The sequence below is a fragment of the Pseudomonas nitroreducens NBRC 12694 genome (assembly GCF_002091755.1).
Classification (GTDB): Bacteria; Pseudomonadota; Gammaproteobacteria; order Pseudomonadales; family Pseudomonadaceae; genus Pseudomonas; species Pseudomonas nitroreducens.
Genome location: NZ_BDAI01000002.1, coordinates 490,025 through 505,326 on the forward strand (window position 1 = coordinate 490,025; position 15,302 = coordinate 505,326).

Consider the following 15,302-nt stretch of genomic DNA (forward strand, 5'->3'; position numbering starts at 1 on the left):
TCACAAGGCCCGCGAGCGGGCCAGTCTGGCGAGGCACCGTCACCCGAGATTCAGCGAGCGGCGGCACCTATGTTGTTGACCATGTTGATCAGGCGGGGCCCGATGTCGTCCTCGAGCTTCTCGCGGGTCAGCTGGAAGCTCGGTCCGCCGCAGTTGAAGGCCAGCAGGCCGTACTGCGGGTGTACCAAGGGCACGGCGACGGAGTTGACGTCGCGGTGCCATTCACCGATCGACAGGCAGTAGCCGTAGTCGGTGTAGTCCCTGAAGGCGCGGTCCAGACCCTTGCGGATGGCCGGCCAGTTGTCCGGTTCGCGTTCGCGAACGTGGTCGAGCAGGAATTCCCGTTCGTTTTCCGGCATCGCCGCGAGGCACGCGCGGCCTACCGAACTCACCGCCAGCGGCAGGTAACTGCCGATCTGCCGGCGCATCGTCATGTTTCCCTGTCCCTGGACCACATCCAGGTAGACCATCTGCAGGCGGTCGCGGGCGGCCATGGCCACCGCCGCCTGGGCGTGGTTGGCCAGTTCCTCCATCAGCGGATGGGCCACCGCGCGGATCGACAGGTTCGACAGCATCGCGTAGCCGAAACCCAGCACGCCGACATCCAGCTGGTACTTGCCCGAATGCACCTCGCGCTTGAGGCAACCCAGGCGCATCAGGGTGTTGGTCAGGCGCGTCACCGTCGGCTTGGGCAGGTCGGTCTTGCGGGCCAGGTCCTGGTTGCTCAGCACGTTTTCCCGTGGCGTGAAGCAACGCAGGATCTCCAGGCCGCGCGCCAGCGCCGTGACGAACTGGCCGCTGTTTTCCTCTTCGCTCAGTGCCGTGGCCGGGTCGTACAGGCCGCGTTCCAGCAGGCCGATTTCACCTTCGTTTTTCGTCGGCGTAGCCGAGTCCATCTCCGTCTTGTTGCGGCGCATGGTAGAACCCCTATTCACGGAAAATCAATAAAATAAAATTCAGTTTCGTCAGACGAAATTGTAATGGGTCTGAATTGGTTAGTACAGGCGTGCCGCTAAAAATATATCGGGCTCAGGTTTTAAAGGGCTTCCAAGGCTATTTGGCTCAGCACCGTTTACAGCGCCGATCCAGGATCACTATGATGAAATCGAAATACGGAATTTAGTTTCGGCAGACGAAACAAAGTGAGGTCACAGCTTTCATGAGTACCAGCGTGGTTCATCTCGATATCCAGGCCAACGGCGTGGCGGTTGTCCGCATCGACCGCCCGGAAGCCAAAAACGCCCTCAATGCTGCGGTGCGCCAGCAACTGGCCGAGCACTTCCGCGCCCTGAGCGATAACCCTGAGGTTCGCGCGGTGGTGCTGACCGGGGGAGAGGAGTGCTTCGTCGCCGGCGCTGACATCCGTGAATTCGCCCAGGCCAGCCCCATCGAGATGTACCGTCGCCACACCGAACTGCTGTGGGAAGCGATTTCCCGTTGCCCCAAGCCGGTGATCGCTGCGGTGAACGGTTTTGCCCTGGGCGGCGGCTGCGAGCTGGCAATGCACTGCGACATCATCGTCGCCGGCGAGTCGGCACGCTTTGGTCAGCCGGAAGTGAAACTCGGCCTGATGCCCGGTGCCGGCGGCACCCAGCGGTTGATCCGCGCCGTGGGCAAGTTCCAGGCAATGCGCATCGCCCTGACCGGCTGCCTGGTCAAGGCGCCCGAGGCCCTGGCCATCGGCATGCTCAGTGAAGTGGTGGAAGACTCGCGCACGCTGCCCCGCGCGCTGGAACTGGCCGCTGAGATCGCCGCGCTGCCGCCGCTGGCCGTGGCACAGATCAAGGAAGTGATGCTCGCCGGTGCCGATCTGCCGCTGGACAGTGCGTTGACGCTTGAGCGCAAGGCCTTCCAGTTGCTGTTCGACTCGAAAGACCAGAAAGAGGGCGCCGCCGCCTTCCTCGAAAAACGCAAAGCCAATTTCCTGGGGGAATGAGCATGACCCTTTCTTTCGGTATTGAGCGCATGGCCATCGTCGGTACGGGAGTCATGGGCAGCGGTATCGCCCAGATCGCCGCCCAGGCCGGCATCCAGGTGAAACTCTTCGATGCCCGTGACGGTGCGGCCCAAACCGCGCGTGAAAACCTCGGTCGCACCCTCGCCAAGCTGGCGGAGAAGGGCAAGATCACTTCTGCCGAAGCCGACGCCACCCTGGCTCGTTTGCTGGTTGCCGGTTCCCTGGGCGAGCTGGCCGATTCTGATCTGGTGGTCGAGGCGATCATCGAGCGTCTCGATGCCAAGCAGGCGCTGCTGGCCGATCTGGAAGCCGTGGTCAGCGCCGACTGCATCCTCGCCACCAACACCTCGTCGCTGTCGGTCACCAGCATCGCCCGTGGTTGCCAGCATCCGGAGCGGGTGGCAGGCTTCCACTTCTTCAACCCGGTGCCGCTGATGAAGGTGGTCGAGGTGATCGACGGCCTGGCCAGCGACCCGCTGGTCGGCGACAGACTGGTGGCGCTGGCCGCGCGCATGGGCCATCGCGGCATCCGCGCCAAGGACACTCCTGGCTTCATCATCAACCACGCCGGCCGGGCCTATAGCACCGAAGCCCTGCAGATGCTCAAGGAAGCCATCGCCGAACCGGCCGATATCGACCGCATCCTGCGCGAAGGCCTGGGCTTCCGCATGGGGCCGCTGGAGCTGTTCGACCTCACCGCGCTGGACGTTTCCCACCCGGTGATCGAGTCCATCTACAACCAGTTCTACCAGGAGCCGCGCTATCGCCCGGCGGCGCTGACCCGGCAGATGCTCGAGGCCGGCTTCGTCGGTCGCAAGGTCGGCCGCGGCTTCTATCGCTATGCAGACGGCAAGATGATCGACCCGCCGGCACCGCAACCGGTGCCGAGCGTGGCCGCGCTGCCGCCGGTGTGGATCGGTGCGGAGAACGACCAGGACCGCGAGTTGCTCGGCGAACTGCTGAAGAAACTCGGTGCGACCCTGGAGCAGGGCGGCCACCCCAGTAGCGAGGCGCTGTGCCTGCTCGCCCCTTATGGTGTGGACGCAACCACGGCCTGCCAGAACTTCGGCACCGACCCGGCACGCACCGTCTGCATCGACCTGCTGCTGGACCTGCAGCGCCACCGCTGCCTGATGCAGAACCCGGCGACTGCCCCGGCCATGCGCGATGCCGCCCATGCGCTGCTGGCGGCGGACGGTGCAGGTGTCACGCTCATCAATGACAGCGTCGGCTTCGTCGCCCAGCGCGTACTGGCGCTGATCGTCAACCTGGCCGGCGATATCGTCCAGCAGCGCATCGCCAGCCTCGACGACCTCGACGAAGGCGTGCGCCGTGGCCTGGGCTACCCGCAAGGTCCGCTGGCCTGGGGCGACAGCGTCGGCCCGGCGCGCCTGCTGACCATTCTCGAACGCATGACCGACCTGACCGGCGATGCCCGCTACCGCCCCGGTCCGTGGCTGCGCCGCCGCGCTGCGCTGGGACTGTCGCTGCGCCACGCTGAGCCTGCGCTGGGCTGAAGCCCGGCGCCTACCGATTCAAGGAGATACCGATGCTCAATGCTTATATCTACGCCGGCCTGCGCACGCCCTTCGGTCGCCATGGCGGCGCCCTGGCGCCGGTGCGCCCGGACGATCTGATCGCCCAGGTGATCCGCGAGCTGCTGGCCAGCACCAAGGTGCCGGGCGAAGCCATCGAGGACGTGATCCTCGGCAACACCAACCAGGCCGGTGAAGACAGCCGCAACATCGCCCGCCATGCCGCACTGCTCGCCGGCCTGCCGGTGACCGTGCCGGGCCAGACGGTGAACCGCCTGTGCGCCAGTGGTCTGGCGGCGGTAATCGATGCAGCGCGCGCCGTGACCTGTGGTGAAGGCGCGCTGTTCGTCGCTGGCGGTGTGGAAAGCATGTCCCGCGCGCCCTTCGTCATGGCCAAGGCCGAGGCGGCGTACAGCCGTGACCTGACAGTATTCGACAGCACCATCGGTGCGCGCTTCCCCAACCCGAAGATCGTTGCCGGGTTCGGCAACGACAGCATGCCGGAGACTGGCGACAACGTAGCCCGTGAATTCGGCATCAGCCGCGAGCAGGCCGACCGCTTCGCTGCCCGTTCCCAGGCCAACTTTGAAGCCGCCCGCCAGGCCGGTTTCTTTGCCGGGGAAATCCTTCCGGTCAGCGTGCCGACCGGGCGCAAGACGCCGCCGAATGTGGTCGAGCAGGACGAGCATCCGCGTCCATCTTCCGATGAATCCGCGTTGGCGCGCCTCAAGCCGCTGTCCGAGGGCGGGGTGGTCACCGCGGGCAACGCTTCCGGCGTCAACGACGGCGCCGCCGCATTGCTGATCGGCTCGGCAGAGGCGGGCGAACGCCACGGCCTCAAGCCGCTGGCGCGGATTCTTTCGGCGGCGGCGGTCGGCGTCGAGCCGCGCATCATGGGTGTCGGCCCGGTCGAGGCGATCAACAAGGCGCTGGCCCGCGCCAACCTGACCCTGGCCGACATGGACATCATCGAGATCAACGAGGCTTTCGCTTCCCAGGTGCTCGGTTGCCTGCACGGTCTGGGTGTCGACTTCGACGATGCGCGGGTCAACCCCAATGGCGGCGCCATCGCCGTCGGCCACCCGCTGGGCGCCTCCGGCGCGCGGCTGGCGCTGAGCGTGGCGCGCCAACTGCAGCGCAGCGGTCAACGCTATGCGGTGATCAGCCTGTGCATCGGCGTGGGCCAGGGGCTCGCCATGGTTATCGAGCGCGCCTGAGCGCCAGAGAGGAGTTGAAGATGGGTGCTTTGAGCGGATACCGCGTACTCGACCTCAGCCGCGTGCTGGCCGGGCCCTGGTGCGGCCAGGTGCTGGCCGACCTGGGCGCGGAAGTGATCAAGATCGAACGGCCCGGCGTGGGGGACGACACCCGCGGCTGGGGCCCGCCCTACATGAAAGCCGCCGACGGCTCGGACAGCTCCGAGGCGGCGTACTACCAGTCCACCAACCGCAACAAGCTGTCGGTGGCGCTGAACCTGGCCACCGAAGAAGGGCAGGCGCTGGTGCGCGCCCTGGCCTGCGAGTGCGACGTGCTGATCGAGAACTACAAGGCCGGTTCGCTGGCCAAGTACGGGCTTGACTACGAGAGCCTGTCGAAAGTGAATCCGCGCCTGGTCTACTGCTCCATCACCGGTTTCGGCCAGACCGGCCCGCGCGCCGAGGAGCCCGGCTACGACTTCATCATCCAGGGCATGGGCGGCTTGATGAGCATCACCGGCGAGAAGGACGGCGTGCCCGGCGCGGGCCCGCAGAAAGTCGGTGTCGCCGTATCCGACGTGATGACCGGCCTGTACTCGGTGGTCGCCATCCAGGCCGCGCTGCTGGCCCGCGAGAAGACCGGCCGCGGCCAGCACTGCGACATGGCGCTGCTGGACGTGCAGGTCGCCATGCTCGGCAACCAGAGCCAGAACTACCTCGCCACCGGGCGCTCGCCGGGCCGCCAGGGCAATGCCCACGTCAACATCGTGCCGTACCAGGTGTTCAGCGCGAAGGACATGGACTTCATCATCGCCTGCGGCAACGACAGCCAGTTCGTCTCTCTGTGCGACGCCATCGGCCTGCCGGAATTGCCGAAAGACCCGCGCTTCACCCGCAATGCCGACCGCGTGCGCAACCGCGACATCATCGTCGGCAAGCTCGCCGAGCACTTCCAGGGCGACACCGCCGATAACTGGGTGAAACGCATCCACGCGATGAAGGTGCCGGTCGGCGTGATCAACGACATCGGCCGCGCGCTGGACGAGCCGCAGGTGGTCGCCCGCGACATGCTGGTGGAGATTCCCCACGCGCAGAACCCGGCGTTCCGCATGGTCGGCAGCCCGCTGAAATTGTCCGAGACGCCGGTGGAATACCAGCGCCCGGCGCCCATGCTCGGCGAGCACACCGACGAGGTGCTCAAGCGCCGCCTGGGGATCGATGACGCACGCCTGGCGCAGTTGAAGGCCGAGGGTGTGATCGAGCAGTTGGGATAATCCTGAGGCCTTCACCCGAACCACCCCCAACCGCAGCGCCGATACAAACCGGCGTCAGCCAAGGAAACAACTGATGAAAGTACTGGTCGCGGTAAAACGCGTGGTTGATTACAACGTCAAGGTCCGCGTCAAGGCGGACAACTCCGGCGTCGATCTCGCCAACGTCAAGATGTCCATGAACCCCTTCTGCGAAATCGCCGTGGAAGAGGCCGTACGCCTGAAAGAGAAGGGCGTCGCCAGCGAGATCGTGGTGGTCTCGGTCGGCCCGAGTGGCGCGCAGGAACAATTGCGCACTGCTCTGGCGCTGGGTGCCGACCGTGCGGTGCTGGTCGAGAGCAACGAAGAACTGAACTCCCTGGCTGTCGCCAAGGCCCTTAAAGCTCTGGTCGACAAAGAGCAGCCGCAGCTGGTCATCCTCGGCAAGCAGGCCATCGACAGCGACAACAACCAGACCGGCCAGATGCTGGCCGCGCTGACCGGCTACGCGCAAGGCACCTTCGCCTCCAAGGTCGAAGTCGCTGGCGACAAGGTCAACGTCACCCGTGAAATCGACGGCGGCCTGCAGACCGTTGCCCTGAACCTGCCGGCCATCGTCACCACCGACCTGCGCCTGAACGAGCCGCGCTACGCGTCGCTGCCGAATATCATGAAGGCGAAGAAGAAGCCGCTGGAATTCCTCCCCCCTGACGCGCTGGGTGTCTCCACGGCCTCGACCGTGAAGACTCTCAAGGTCGAAGCGCCTGCCGCGCGCAGCGCCGGCATCAAGGTGAAATCGGTGGCCGAACTGGTCGAGAAACTGAAGAACGAAGCGAAGGTGATCTGATGACTGTGCTGGTTGTTGCAGAACATTCGAATGGCGCGCTGGGCGCCGCGACGCTGAATACCGTTGCCGCCGCGCAGAAGATCGGGGGCGATATCGCCGTCCTGGTCGCAGGCCATAACGTCGGTGGCGTGGCTGAAGCCGCTGCCAGGATCGCTGGTGTTGCCAAGGTGCTGGTCGCCGACAACGCAGCCTACGCTCACCAACTGCCGGAGAATGTGGCTCCGCTGATCGCCGCTCTTGTGAACGGAGAGGGGGGCAAGGGCTACAGCCACGTGCTGGCCGCCGCCACCACCAACGGCAAGAACTTCCTGCCGCGCGTTGCCGCCCTGCTGGACGTCGACCAGATCTCCGAGATCATCGAAGTCGTCAGCGCCGATACCTTCAAGCGCCCGATCTACGCCGGTAACGCCATCGCTACCGTGCAGTCCTCGGCTGCCGTCAAGGTCATCACCGTGCGTGGCACCGGCTTCGACGCCGTTGCTGCCGAAGGTGGCTCCGCCGCTGTTGAAGCCGTTTCCGGCCCGGCCGATGCCGGCAAGTCCGCCTTCGTTGGCGAAGAACTGGCCAAGTCCGACCGTCCGGAACTGACCGCTGCCAGGATCGTCGTATCCGGCGGCCGTGGCATGGGCAATGGCGACAACTTCAAGATCCTCTACTCCCTGGCTGACAAGCTGGGCGCTGCCGTCGGCGCTTCCCGCGCCGCGGTCGACGCCGGCTTCGTGCCGAACGACATGCAGGTCGGCCAGACCGGCAAGATCGTCGCTCCGCAGCTGTACGTGGCCGTCGGCATTTCCGGCGCCATCCAGCACCTGGCGGGCATGAAGGATTCGAAAGTGATCGTGGCGATCAACAAGGACGAAGAGGCACCGATCTTCCAGGTCGCCGACTACGGCCTGGTTGCCGACCTGTTCGAAGCCGTACCGGAGCTGGAAAAGACCCTCTGATCCTGCTCATTCCCCTGGCCGGGCCAGCTGTCATCGGCCCGGCGTTTTGCCAACTCCCCAGTAGAAAGAAACAAGAACAATGAAAAATCGTCGTACCCCTGTGCTGGTCTCCGGACTGGCGCTGCTGCCCTCGTTCGCCCATGCGGATTTCCTCGCCGACAGCAAGGCCAGCATCGAAGCACGCAACTTCTACTTCAACCGCGACTACCGCCAGAGCGGTGCCGCGCAGTCCAAATCCGAAGAGTGGGCCCAGGGCTTCCTGCTGCGCTACGAGTCGGGCTACACCGAGGGCAACGTCGGCGTGGGCGTCGATGCCCTCGGCCTGCTGGGCCTGAAACTGGATTCCAGCCCGGACCGTTCCGGCTCCGGCCTGCTGCCGTACTCGGCCAGCGACAAGCGCGCCGCCGACGACTACAGCGACCTCGGCCTGACCGCCAAGCTGCGCGTGTCCAAGAGCACGCTGAAGGTCGGCACGCTGCTGCCCAAACTGCCGGTGGTGCAGTACAACGACACCCGCCTGCTGCCGCAGACCTTCCAGGGCGCGCTGGTGGAGTCGAAGGAACTCGACGACCTCGACCTGCAACTCGGCCAGCTGCGCGAGGTGAAGCAGCGCGATTCGTCCAACAACGAAGACCTGTCGATGACCCGCGGCAACAAGCGCAACATCGTCGCCGGCAGCCACCTGACCAGCGACCGCTTCAACATCGCCGGCGGCACCTATCGCTGGAGCAGCCAGCTGAGCACCAGCTACCACTATGCCAACCTAGAAGACCTCTATCGTCAGCACTACGTGAGCCTTGTGCACACGCTGCCGATTGCCGAGGGCCAATCGCTGAAGTCCGACATCCGCTGGGCACGTTCCACCGACGATGGCGGCAGCAACGTCGACAATCGCGCGCTCAACGCCATGTTCACCTACAAGCTGGGCAACCAGGCGTTCGGCCTGGGCCTGCAGCGCATGTCCGGCGACACCGGCTTCGCCTACCTGTCGGGCACCGATCCGTACCTGGTCAACTACGTGCAGATCGGCGACTTCGCCAACAAGGACGAACGCTCCTGGCAGCTGCGCTACGACTTCAACTTCGCCTCCTACGGGCTGCCCGGCCTGAGCCTGATGACCCGCTACCTGCGCGGCGACAACATCGACCTGCTGAACGGCCAGGGCAACGGCAAGGAATGGGAGCGCGACACCGACGTCGGCTACCTCGTGCAGAGCGGCCCGCTGAAGAACGTCGGCTTCAAGCTGCGCAACAGCACCTTCCGCAGCAGTTTCGGCAATGACATGGACGAGACCCGCTTCATCGTCAGCTATACCTTGCCGATCTGGTAACGCGCCAGGCAGCACCGAAAAGCCCCGCTCAGGCGGGGCTTTTTTATGCGTTCGAGCTGGGCCTTACCACGTGCTGACGTCGACGACGGCCTTGGCGAATGCCGCCGGTGCTTCCTGCGGCAGGTTGTGGCCGATGCCTCCGGTCAGCGTGCGATGCTCGTAGTGGCCGGTGAATTTGGCCGCGTAGGCCTTGGGTGGCGGATGGAACGCGCCGTTGGCGTCGCCTTCCAGGGTGATGGTCGGCACGCTGATCGGCGGGGCCTTGGCGAGCTTCTGTTCCAGCTCGTCATACTGCGCTTCGCCTGCCGCCAGGTTCTGCCGCCAGCGGTAATTGTGGAGGGTGATGGCGACGTGGTCGGGGTTTTCGAACGCCTTGGCGCTGCGCTCGAAGGTAGCTTCATCGAAGTCCCACTTGGGGGAGGCCTGCTTCCAGATCAGCCGGGTGAAGTCGCGGGTGTTCTTCGCGTAGCCGGCGGCGCCGCGCTCGGTGGCGAAGTAGAACTGGTACCACCAGAGAAACTCGGCTTCCGGCGGTAGCGGTTGCTGGCCGGCCGCCTGGTTGCCGATCAGGTAGCCGCTGACTGCTACCAGCGCCTTGCAGCGTTCGGGCCAGAGGGCGGCGATGATATCGGCGGTGCGCGCGCCCCAGTCGAAGCCGGCGAGCACGGCCTTGTCGATCTTCAGCGCATCCATCAGCGCGATGATGTCGCTGGCTACCGCGGCGGGTTGGCCGTTGCGCATCGTCTGCTCCGAGAGGAAATGCGTGCTGCCATAGCCGCGCAGCCACGGAACGATCACCCGCAAGCCTTGTGCGGCCAGCGCCGGCGCTACGTCGACGAAGCTGTAGATGTCGTACGGCCAGCCATGCAGCAGGATCACCGCCGGGCCATCCGCCGGGCCATCTTCGGCATAGCCGACATTGAGCAGGCCTGCATCGATCTGCTTGAGCGCCTTGAAGGTGGTGTGTGTGCCGGCCTTCAGCGACGCGGTGGTCTTGCTCTTCTCGCTGGCAGCCAGGGCGACGGCTGGCAATTGGGTGGCGGCGAGTGCCACCGCTGCCAGGCGCATCAGGTCGCGGCGGCTGCTATCGAAATACTCCGACATGTCTTTTCCTTGTTGGGGTGGGCCGAACAAAGCGTAGGCGAGGATGAATCGACTGCTGGGAAAACTCCGGGACGAATGGTGCGAAAGTGCGTGCTTGAGCGTGTTATTGGCGATTCTTCCCGTGTCGAACCTCTCACCGAGCAAGGAAAAGTCTGGTCAGGGTGCGGGCCCTCGGCTTATAAAACCCCTTCGCCGCTGTAGACCCGCAGGGATGGCGGCCCCACGAGATCAAGGAACGATGATGCGACGAATCACGATGATTCTGCTCGCCGCCACCCTGTTGCAGGGCTGCGCGCACCAGAAGACCGGCAAGCAGTGCGAAGACAACTTCAACACCGAGGGCGGCTTCATCGCCGGCAAGACCTTCACGTCCAACGTCCAGCTCGACATGCCCTACGCCAAGGTGTTCGACCGGGCGCAGAAGACCCTGGTGAAGGAGGGCTTCACCATCCAGACCGCCGACGAGAAGAGCGGCACCATCTCCGCCTACCAGGGCGTCATCCTGAGCAGCCGGAACGCACCGTTGAACATCGTGGTGGAAAAGGCGGGCTCCGGCTCCAAGGTAAGCTACGTCTTCGTCACCCTGGGGGGGATGTACACCACCGAAGGCGCGGTGCGTGACGGCTTCTGCCGGTTCACTGACGGGATTCGGCAGTAAGCCGGCAGGGATTCCTGGCTGGACTTCTGCGGGCGGATGTCGAGCACAGACGGAGTCCGCCCCTAAGCGCGAACCAGCTTCTCCACGAGGCGGCGCGTCAGCGGGGCGATGACCAACACCAGCGGGAAGGCAATGCTCCAACTGGTGAGCCAGGCGCCGAGCCAGAGATGGGCGAAGCCTGGTGCGAGGCCGACGGCGCGCCCGGTGGCAAGGCCGGAGACCAGCAGGCTCATCACCCCGGACAGAATCAGCGCGAACAGCAGCGGAGCGTATCGGCGCGCGATCATGCTTGAGCCTCCTGTTCGAGCTGGGGCTGGTGAAGACGGCTGAGGGTTTCGGCAAAGTGTTGGCCGAACAAGCGCGCGGTCTTCAGATCGCCGGGGCAGAAGTCCGGCGCGGTCTTGTCGGCCTGGACCATCAGGCCGGACCAGGAACCCAGGCGGTTGGCCGCCTCTTCCGGAGGCACGCCCAGATGCTGTTCGGGGAGGATCGGGTTGCCGGCCCAGAGCATCCCGTGCTGCATGCAGAAGGTGAACAGCGAGATCAGCGTGGACTGCTTGTCGCCCGCCGGCAGCGCGGAAACGGTGAAGCCGGCGGCGAGGCGGCCGCGCAGCTTCTGTTGGCGCCACAACGGTCCGGTGGCGTCCATCAGAGCTTTCAGCGCTGCCGAGACGCCGCCCAGATAGGTGGGGGAGCCAAAGATCAGGCCGTGGTAGGCGAGGAGGGCGTCCGGGCGTCCGATCAGCTCCTGGGCCCTGAGCAGCTGCACGTCGCAGCGGGAGACAAGGCGCGCTCCGCTGGCGATGGTCTGGGCGATGCGCTCGGTACGGCCGCTGGCGCTGTGGTAGACGATGGCAATGGTTTTCATGGCTTCTCCGTGGGTGCACGCAAGGTGAAAGCCCAATCCTGGGTTGACCGGGATGGGCTTTGGCGTGACCCTACAAGTTCAAGTGAACTTGAAGTCAAGAGGTGATCCATGGACATCGCCGATGTGGCGAAACGCTCCGGCGTGCCGGCATCTACCCTGCGTTTCTACGAGGAGAAGGGGTTGATCGTCTCCCTGGCGAAGCCCGGCGCGCGCCGCCAGTTCGCCTCGCAGATTCTCGACCAGCTGGCGCTGATCACCCTGGGGCAGACAGCGGGTTTCAGCCTGGACGATATCCGCTCGATGTTTTCCGGCGGCGGCGGAACGAACATCGACCGGACTATGCTGGCGGCCAAGGCGGACGAGCTGGATGCCACGATCAGGCGCCTGCAAGCGATGAGCCGGGGATTGCGCCACGCCGCGGCCTGTCCGGCGCCCAGCCACGCCGAGTGCCCGACCTTCCAGCGCCTGGTGAAGGCGGCGGCGAAGAGTGCGCTGGAGGGGAAGAAGGCGCGGGGGCGGTTGAGGAAGGGGAAGGGTGCTGTCTGATGGGGCTGGAGAGAGGGTGGTATCGGTTGGCACAGAGCTAGGGGGCGTCTGATTCTTGCTTGAGTCCCGTCCGGCGCCGGCCCTGCCAGCGGATCGCGGACATGGCCCGCCCCTACAAGGAAACGCCAAGTGCGGCCGACAGCCACTCGCAGAACCCCTGCGCCTGCGCATTCCGCTCGCTCTGCTGATGCACCAGCAGCGACCAGTTCGGCCCGCGCACAGTCTGCTCGCTGAGTGGGGCCAGCAAGCCATTCTGCCGTGCATCCCCCGCCAGCAACTGGCTCACCAGCGCGATGCCCAGGCCCTGGCTCGCCGCATCCAGCAGCAATCCGGGATCGGAGAAGTTCAGCCCCTCGCTGCGCTGGCCGACATCCGCGCCGCCCTGCACCTGCCAGTGCGCCCAGTCCATCTCCCGTTCACCGTGCAGGGTGGTGCGCGACGGCTCCGCCTGTGCCAGTACGGATGGATGGCAGGCCGGGTAGAGACGATCCTCCAGCAGCACGCGGAAGCGGCATTCGGCCTGGGCGGTGAGGTCGTCGCGCACCGCGATGTCGATGGTCTGGGAGGCCATGTCCGGGGTTTCGTCGGTGGTCAGCAGCCACAGGTCGATCTGCGGATGGCGCGCGTGGAAGTCGCCCAGGCGCGGCACCAGCCAGTGGCGGGCGAAGGCCGGGGTGGTGTTGACCACCAGCTGGTTGGGCTTGCGGTACTGGTCCAGGCGGCGGATGCCCACGGCCAGTTGCTGCAGCATGGATTGCGTGGTGCTGAGCAGGTCGGCGCCGGCGTCGGTCAGCGCCACCTTGCGCCCGGAGCGGTAGAACAGCGGCTGCTCGACGAAGCTTTCCAGGCTGCGGATCTGCTGGCTGATGGCCGACTGGGTGAGGTGCAGCTCCTCGGCGGCCTTGTGGAAGCTGCCCAGGCGCGCGGCGGCTTCAAAGCCGCGCAGGGCATTCAGGGGTGGCCAGTGCTTGAGCATGATCGATAAGTTCGCCTAATCAGATTTGCGCAAAATCTATCGTTTGTTGTCGCGTTTTTACAGGCCTAGCATGGTCATCAGGCGCCGCTTAATCCTTTTCTTCCGATAAAAATTCCTTACCAAAGGTTTGAATATGCATCGCAATGACGATAGGCAGAACGGCTGGCGCATGCCTGCCGAATGGGTCAACCACGCGGCGACCTGGATGGCTTTCCCGCACAATCGTCCGCTCTGGGAGGGCGGCTGGCGCGTCACCCTGGAACAGGTGCAGGAAGACTTCGCCCGAGTGGCCAATGCCATTGCCCGCTTCGAGCCGGTGAAGCTGGTGGTGGACCCGTCCGCCGTCGCCCGCGCCGCCGAACTCTGCGGGCCGAACGTCGAGCTGGTGCCGCTGCCCATCGACGACAGCTGGTGCCGCGACTCCGGGCCGACCTTCGTCTGCCATCCGCAGCATGGCGTGGCCGGTGTGAGCTGGCGCTTCAACGCCTGGGGCGGCAAGTCCGAGCATACCCTGGACGAAGGCCTGGGCCGGCGCATCCTCAACCACCTCGGCCTGGACTGCTTCGGCACGCCACTGGCCAACGAGGGCGGGGCGATTCATGTGGACGGCGAGGGCACGCTGATCACCACCGAGTCGGTGCTGCTCAACCCCAACCGCAACGCCGGCGTGAGCAAGCGCGAGATGGAGGAAATCTTCTCCCGCCTGCTGGGCGTGACCAAGACCATCTGGCTGCCGGGCGACCCGCAGTACGTTACCGGGGACATGACCGACGGCCACGTCGACGGTGTGTGCGCCTTCGCCCGCCCCGGCGTGCTGCTGGTGGATGCTACCCACGACGCTTTCGGCACCTACGCCGAAGTCGCCCGCGAGAACCGCCGCGCGCTGGAACTGGCCAGCGACGCCAAGGGTCGTTCCTTCGAGCTGATCGAGCTGTTCGAGGCCAGCGCGGCGGTGGACCCGGAGGCCGAGGTGTTCTGCGCGTCCTACACCAACTTCTACCTGGCCAACGGCGCGGTGATCATGCCGGCCTATGGCATCGCTGCCGACGACGAAGCCGCTGCCGTGCTGGCCCGCGCCTTCCCCGGTCGCGAAGTGGTGCCGGTGCGCATCAATAACCTGGCCCACGGTGGCGGCGGCGTGCACTGCATTACCCAGCAGCAGCCGGCCTGGCCGCTGGGAGGCCTGTGATGAGCAAGCTGACCGTCGCCGTGCTGCAGTTCTCCTGCAGTTGGGACCTGCCGCGTAACCTTGCCGAAGCTGAGCGCCACGTGCGCGCGGCGGCGGCGGCCGGGGCAAGGTTGATCCTCCTGCCCGAGCTGTTCGCCACCCCGTACTTCTGCATCGAGCAGGACCACGCCCACCTCGCGCTGGCCCAGCCCTACGACGACAGCCCGCTGCTGCAACGCTTCGCCAGCCTGGCGGCGGAGTTGAACGTGGTGCTGCCGATCAGCTGGTTCGAGCGCGCCGGCAACGCCTACTTCAACTCGCTGACCGTGGCCGATGCCGACGGCAGCCTGCTCGGCGTGTACCGCAAGACGCACATCCCCAACGCCATCGGCTACCAGGAGAAGGAGTACTTCAGCCCCGGCGATACCGGTTTCCGCGTCTGGGGCACCGCCGTTGGGCGCATCGGCGTGGGCATCTGCTGGGACCAGTGGTTCCCCGAGACCGCCCGCTGCCTGGCACTGCAGGGCGCGGAGCTGCTGCTGTTCCCCACCGCCATCGGCTCCGAGCCGGGCGCGGAACAACTGGATTCTCGCGATCACTGGCAGACCGCCCAGCGCGGCCACGCCGCCGCCAACCTGCTGCCGGTGCTGGCCGCCAATCGTATCGGCGAGGAAGTGGCGCCCAGCGATGACGCGCTGCGCATGCGCTTCTACGGTTCGTCCTTCATCACTGACCACAAAGGCGCGCTGCTGGCCGAGGCCGGGCTCAACGAGGCCGCCGTTCTGGTGCAGGAGCTGGACCTGGACCTGGCCCGCGAAGAGCGCCTGACCTGGGGCGTGTACCGCGACCGCCGCCCGGAAATGTACGGCCCTCTGCTCGGCCTCGATGGCCGCCACCTGCACCCACGCTGGCAAGGAGTCTGA

At 65.7% G+C, this 15,302-nt stretch carries 16 protein-coding genes; 11 read left to right on the forward strand and 5 right to left on the reverse strand.

Translation table 11 applies throughout. From position 1 onward, the window contains the following. Window positions 1-50 precede the first annotated feature (50 nt). Complete coding sequence (locus PNI01S_RS08110; RefSeq protein ID WP_084357789.1) at window positions 51-917, reverse strand: IclR family transcriptional regulator; 867 nt, start codon at window positions 915-917, stop codon at window positions 51-53. Window positions 918-1,159: 242 nt separating this feature from the next. Between PNI01S_RS08110 and PNI01S_RS08115 the strand changes: the two genes are divergently transcribed. The 7 genes from PNI01S_RS08115 (at window position 1,160) to PNI01S_RS08145 (ending at window position 9,059) form a co-directional block, all read left to right on the forward strand. Further along, the gene (locus PNI01S_RS08115; RefSeq protein ID WP_084357790.1) at window positions 1,160-1,936 is read left to right on the forward strand and encodes an enoyl-CoA hydratase; all 777 of its coding nucleotides are present in this window, start codon (window positions 1,160-1,162) and stop codon (window positions 1,934-1,936) included. Further along, on the forward strand, window positions 1,933-3,474 hold the full coding sequence (locus tag PNI01S_RS08120) for a 3-hydroxyacyl-CoA dehydrogenase (protein ID WP_084357791.1): 1,542 nt from the start codon (window positions 1,933-1,935) through the stop codon (window positions 3,472-3,474). Before PNI01S_RS08115 ends, PNI01S_RS08120 begins: the two co-directional genes overlap by 4 nt. A gap of 32 nt (window positions 3,475-3,506) precedes the next feature. Next, window positions 3,507-4,709 (forward strand): 3-oxoadipyl-CoA thiolase, encoded by a 1,203-nt coding sequence (locus PNI01S_RS08125; protein ID WP_084357792.1) that lies wholly within the window; start codon window positions 3,507-3,509, stop codon window positions 4,707-4,709. Window positions 4,710-4,729: 20 nt separating this feature from the next. After that, window positions 4,730-5,962 carry a CaiB/BaiF CoA transferase family protein gene (locus PNI01S_RS08130; RefSeq protein WP_023102393.1) on the forward strand — a complete coding sequence of 411 codons (1,233 nt, stop codon included), beginning with the start codon at window positions 4,730-4,732 and terminating at the stop codon, window positions 5,960-5,962. A 73-nt stretch (window positions 5,963-6,035) separates the two neighbouring features. Then, window positions 6,036-6,785, forward strand: a complete 750-nt coding sequence (locus tag PNI01S_RS08135; protein WP_023102394.1) for an electron transfer flavoprotein subunit beta/FixA family protein — start codon at window positions 6,036-6,038, stop codon at window positions 6,783-6,785. Next, window positions 6,785-7,729 (forward strand): electron transfer flavoprotein subunit alpha/FixB family protein, encoded by a 945-nt coding sequence (locus PNI01S_RS08140; protein WP_084357793.1) that lies wholly within the window; start codon window positions 6,785-6,787, stop codon window positions 7,727-7,729. The genes PNI01S_RS08135 and PNI01S_RS08140 overlap by 1 nt, the downstream gene beginning before the upstream one ends. A gap of 79 nt (window positions 7,730-7,808) precedes the next feature. Then, window positions 7,809-9,059 carry an OprD family porin gene (locus PNI01S_RS08145; RefSeq protein ID WP_023102396.1) on the forward strand — a complete coding sequence of 417 codons (1,251 nt, stop codon included), beginning with the start codon at window positions 7,809-7,811 and terminating at the stop codon, window positions 9,057-9,059. A 63-nt stretch (window positions 9,060-9,122) separates the two neighbouring features. On the opposite strand, the gene PNI01S_RS08150 is transcribed toward PNI01S_RS08145, so the two are convergent. Continuing rightward, window positions 9,123-10,163, reverse strand: coding sequence for an alpha/beta fold hydrolase (locus tag PNI01S_RS08150; RefSeq protein WP_023102397.1), 1,041 nt, complete (start codon window positions 10,161-10,163; stop codon window positions 9,123-9,125). A gap of 241 nt (window positions 10,164-10,404) precedes the next feature. Here PNI01S_RS08150 and PNI01S_RS08155 point away from each other — a divergent pair, with 241 nt between their 5' ends. Next, on the forward strand, window positions 10,405-10,821 hold the full coding sequence (locus PNI01S_RS08155; RefSeq protein WP_023102398.1) for a hypothetical protein: 417 nt from the start codon (window positions 10,405-10,407) through the stop codon (window positions 10,819-10,821). Window positions 10,822-10,883: 62 nt separating this feature from the next. On the opposite strand, the gene PNI01S_RS08160 is transcribed toward PNI01S_RS08155, so the two are convergent. Continuing rightward, entirely contained in the window at window positions 10,884-11,108 is a 225-nt protein-coding gene (locus PNI01S_RS08160; RefSeq protein WP_023102399.1) for a DUF2798 domain-containing protein, read from the reverse strand. Beyond that, window positions 11,105-11,689 (reverse strand): flavodoxin family protein, encoded by a 585-nt coding sequence (locus PNI01S_RS08165; protein ID WP_084357794.1) that lies wholly within the window; start codon window positions 11,687-11,689, stop codon window positions 11,105-11,107. Before PNI01S_RS08165 ends, PNI01S_RS08160 begins: the two co-directional genes overlap by 4 nt. A gap of 108 nt (window positions 11,690-11,797) precedes the next feature. Here PNI01S_RS08165 and PNI01S_RS08170 point away from each other — a divergent pair, with 108 nt between their 5' ends. Beyond that, window positions 11,798-12,235, forward strand: coding sequence for a helix-turn-helix domain-containing protein (locus PNI01S_RS08170; RefSeq protein ID WP_084357795.1), 438 nt, complete (start codon window positions 11,798-11,800; stop codon window positions 12,233-12,235). A 112-nt stretch (window positions 12,236-12,347) separates the two neighbouring features. On the opposite strand, the gene PNI01S_RS08175 is transcribed toward PNI01S_RS08170, so the two are convergent. Continuing rightward, window positions 12,348-13,211, reverse strand: coding sequence for a LysR substrate-binding domain-containing protein (locus PNI01S_RS08175; RefSeq protein ID WP_024762450.1), 864 nt, complete (start codon window positions 13,209-13,211; stop codon window positions 12,348-12,350). 133 nt (window positions 13,212-13,344) lie between these two features. Between PNI01S_RS08175 and PNI01S_RS08180 the strand changes: the two genes are divergently transcribed. Together PNI01S_RS08180 and aguB are read left to right on the forward strand one after the other, a co-directional pair. Further along, complete coding sequence (locus PNI01S_RS08180; protein ID WP_084357796.1) at window positions 13,345-14,400, forward strand: agmatine deiminase family protein; 1,056 nt, start codon at window positions 13,345-13,347, stop codon at window positions 14,398-14,400. Continuing rightward, window positions 14,400-15,302: an N-carbamoylputrescine amidase gene (gene aguB / locus PNI01S_RS08185; RefSeq protein WP_084357797.1), complete on the forward strand. Its 903-nt coding sequence runs from the start codon at window positions 14,400-14,402 to the stop codon at window positions 15,300-15,302. The genes PNI01S_RS08180 and aguB overlap by 1 nt, the downstream gene beginning before the upstream one ends.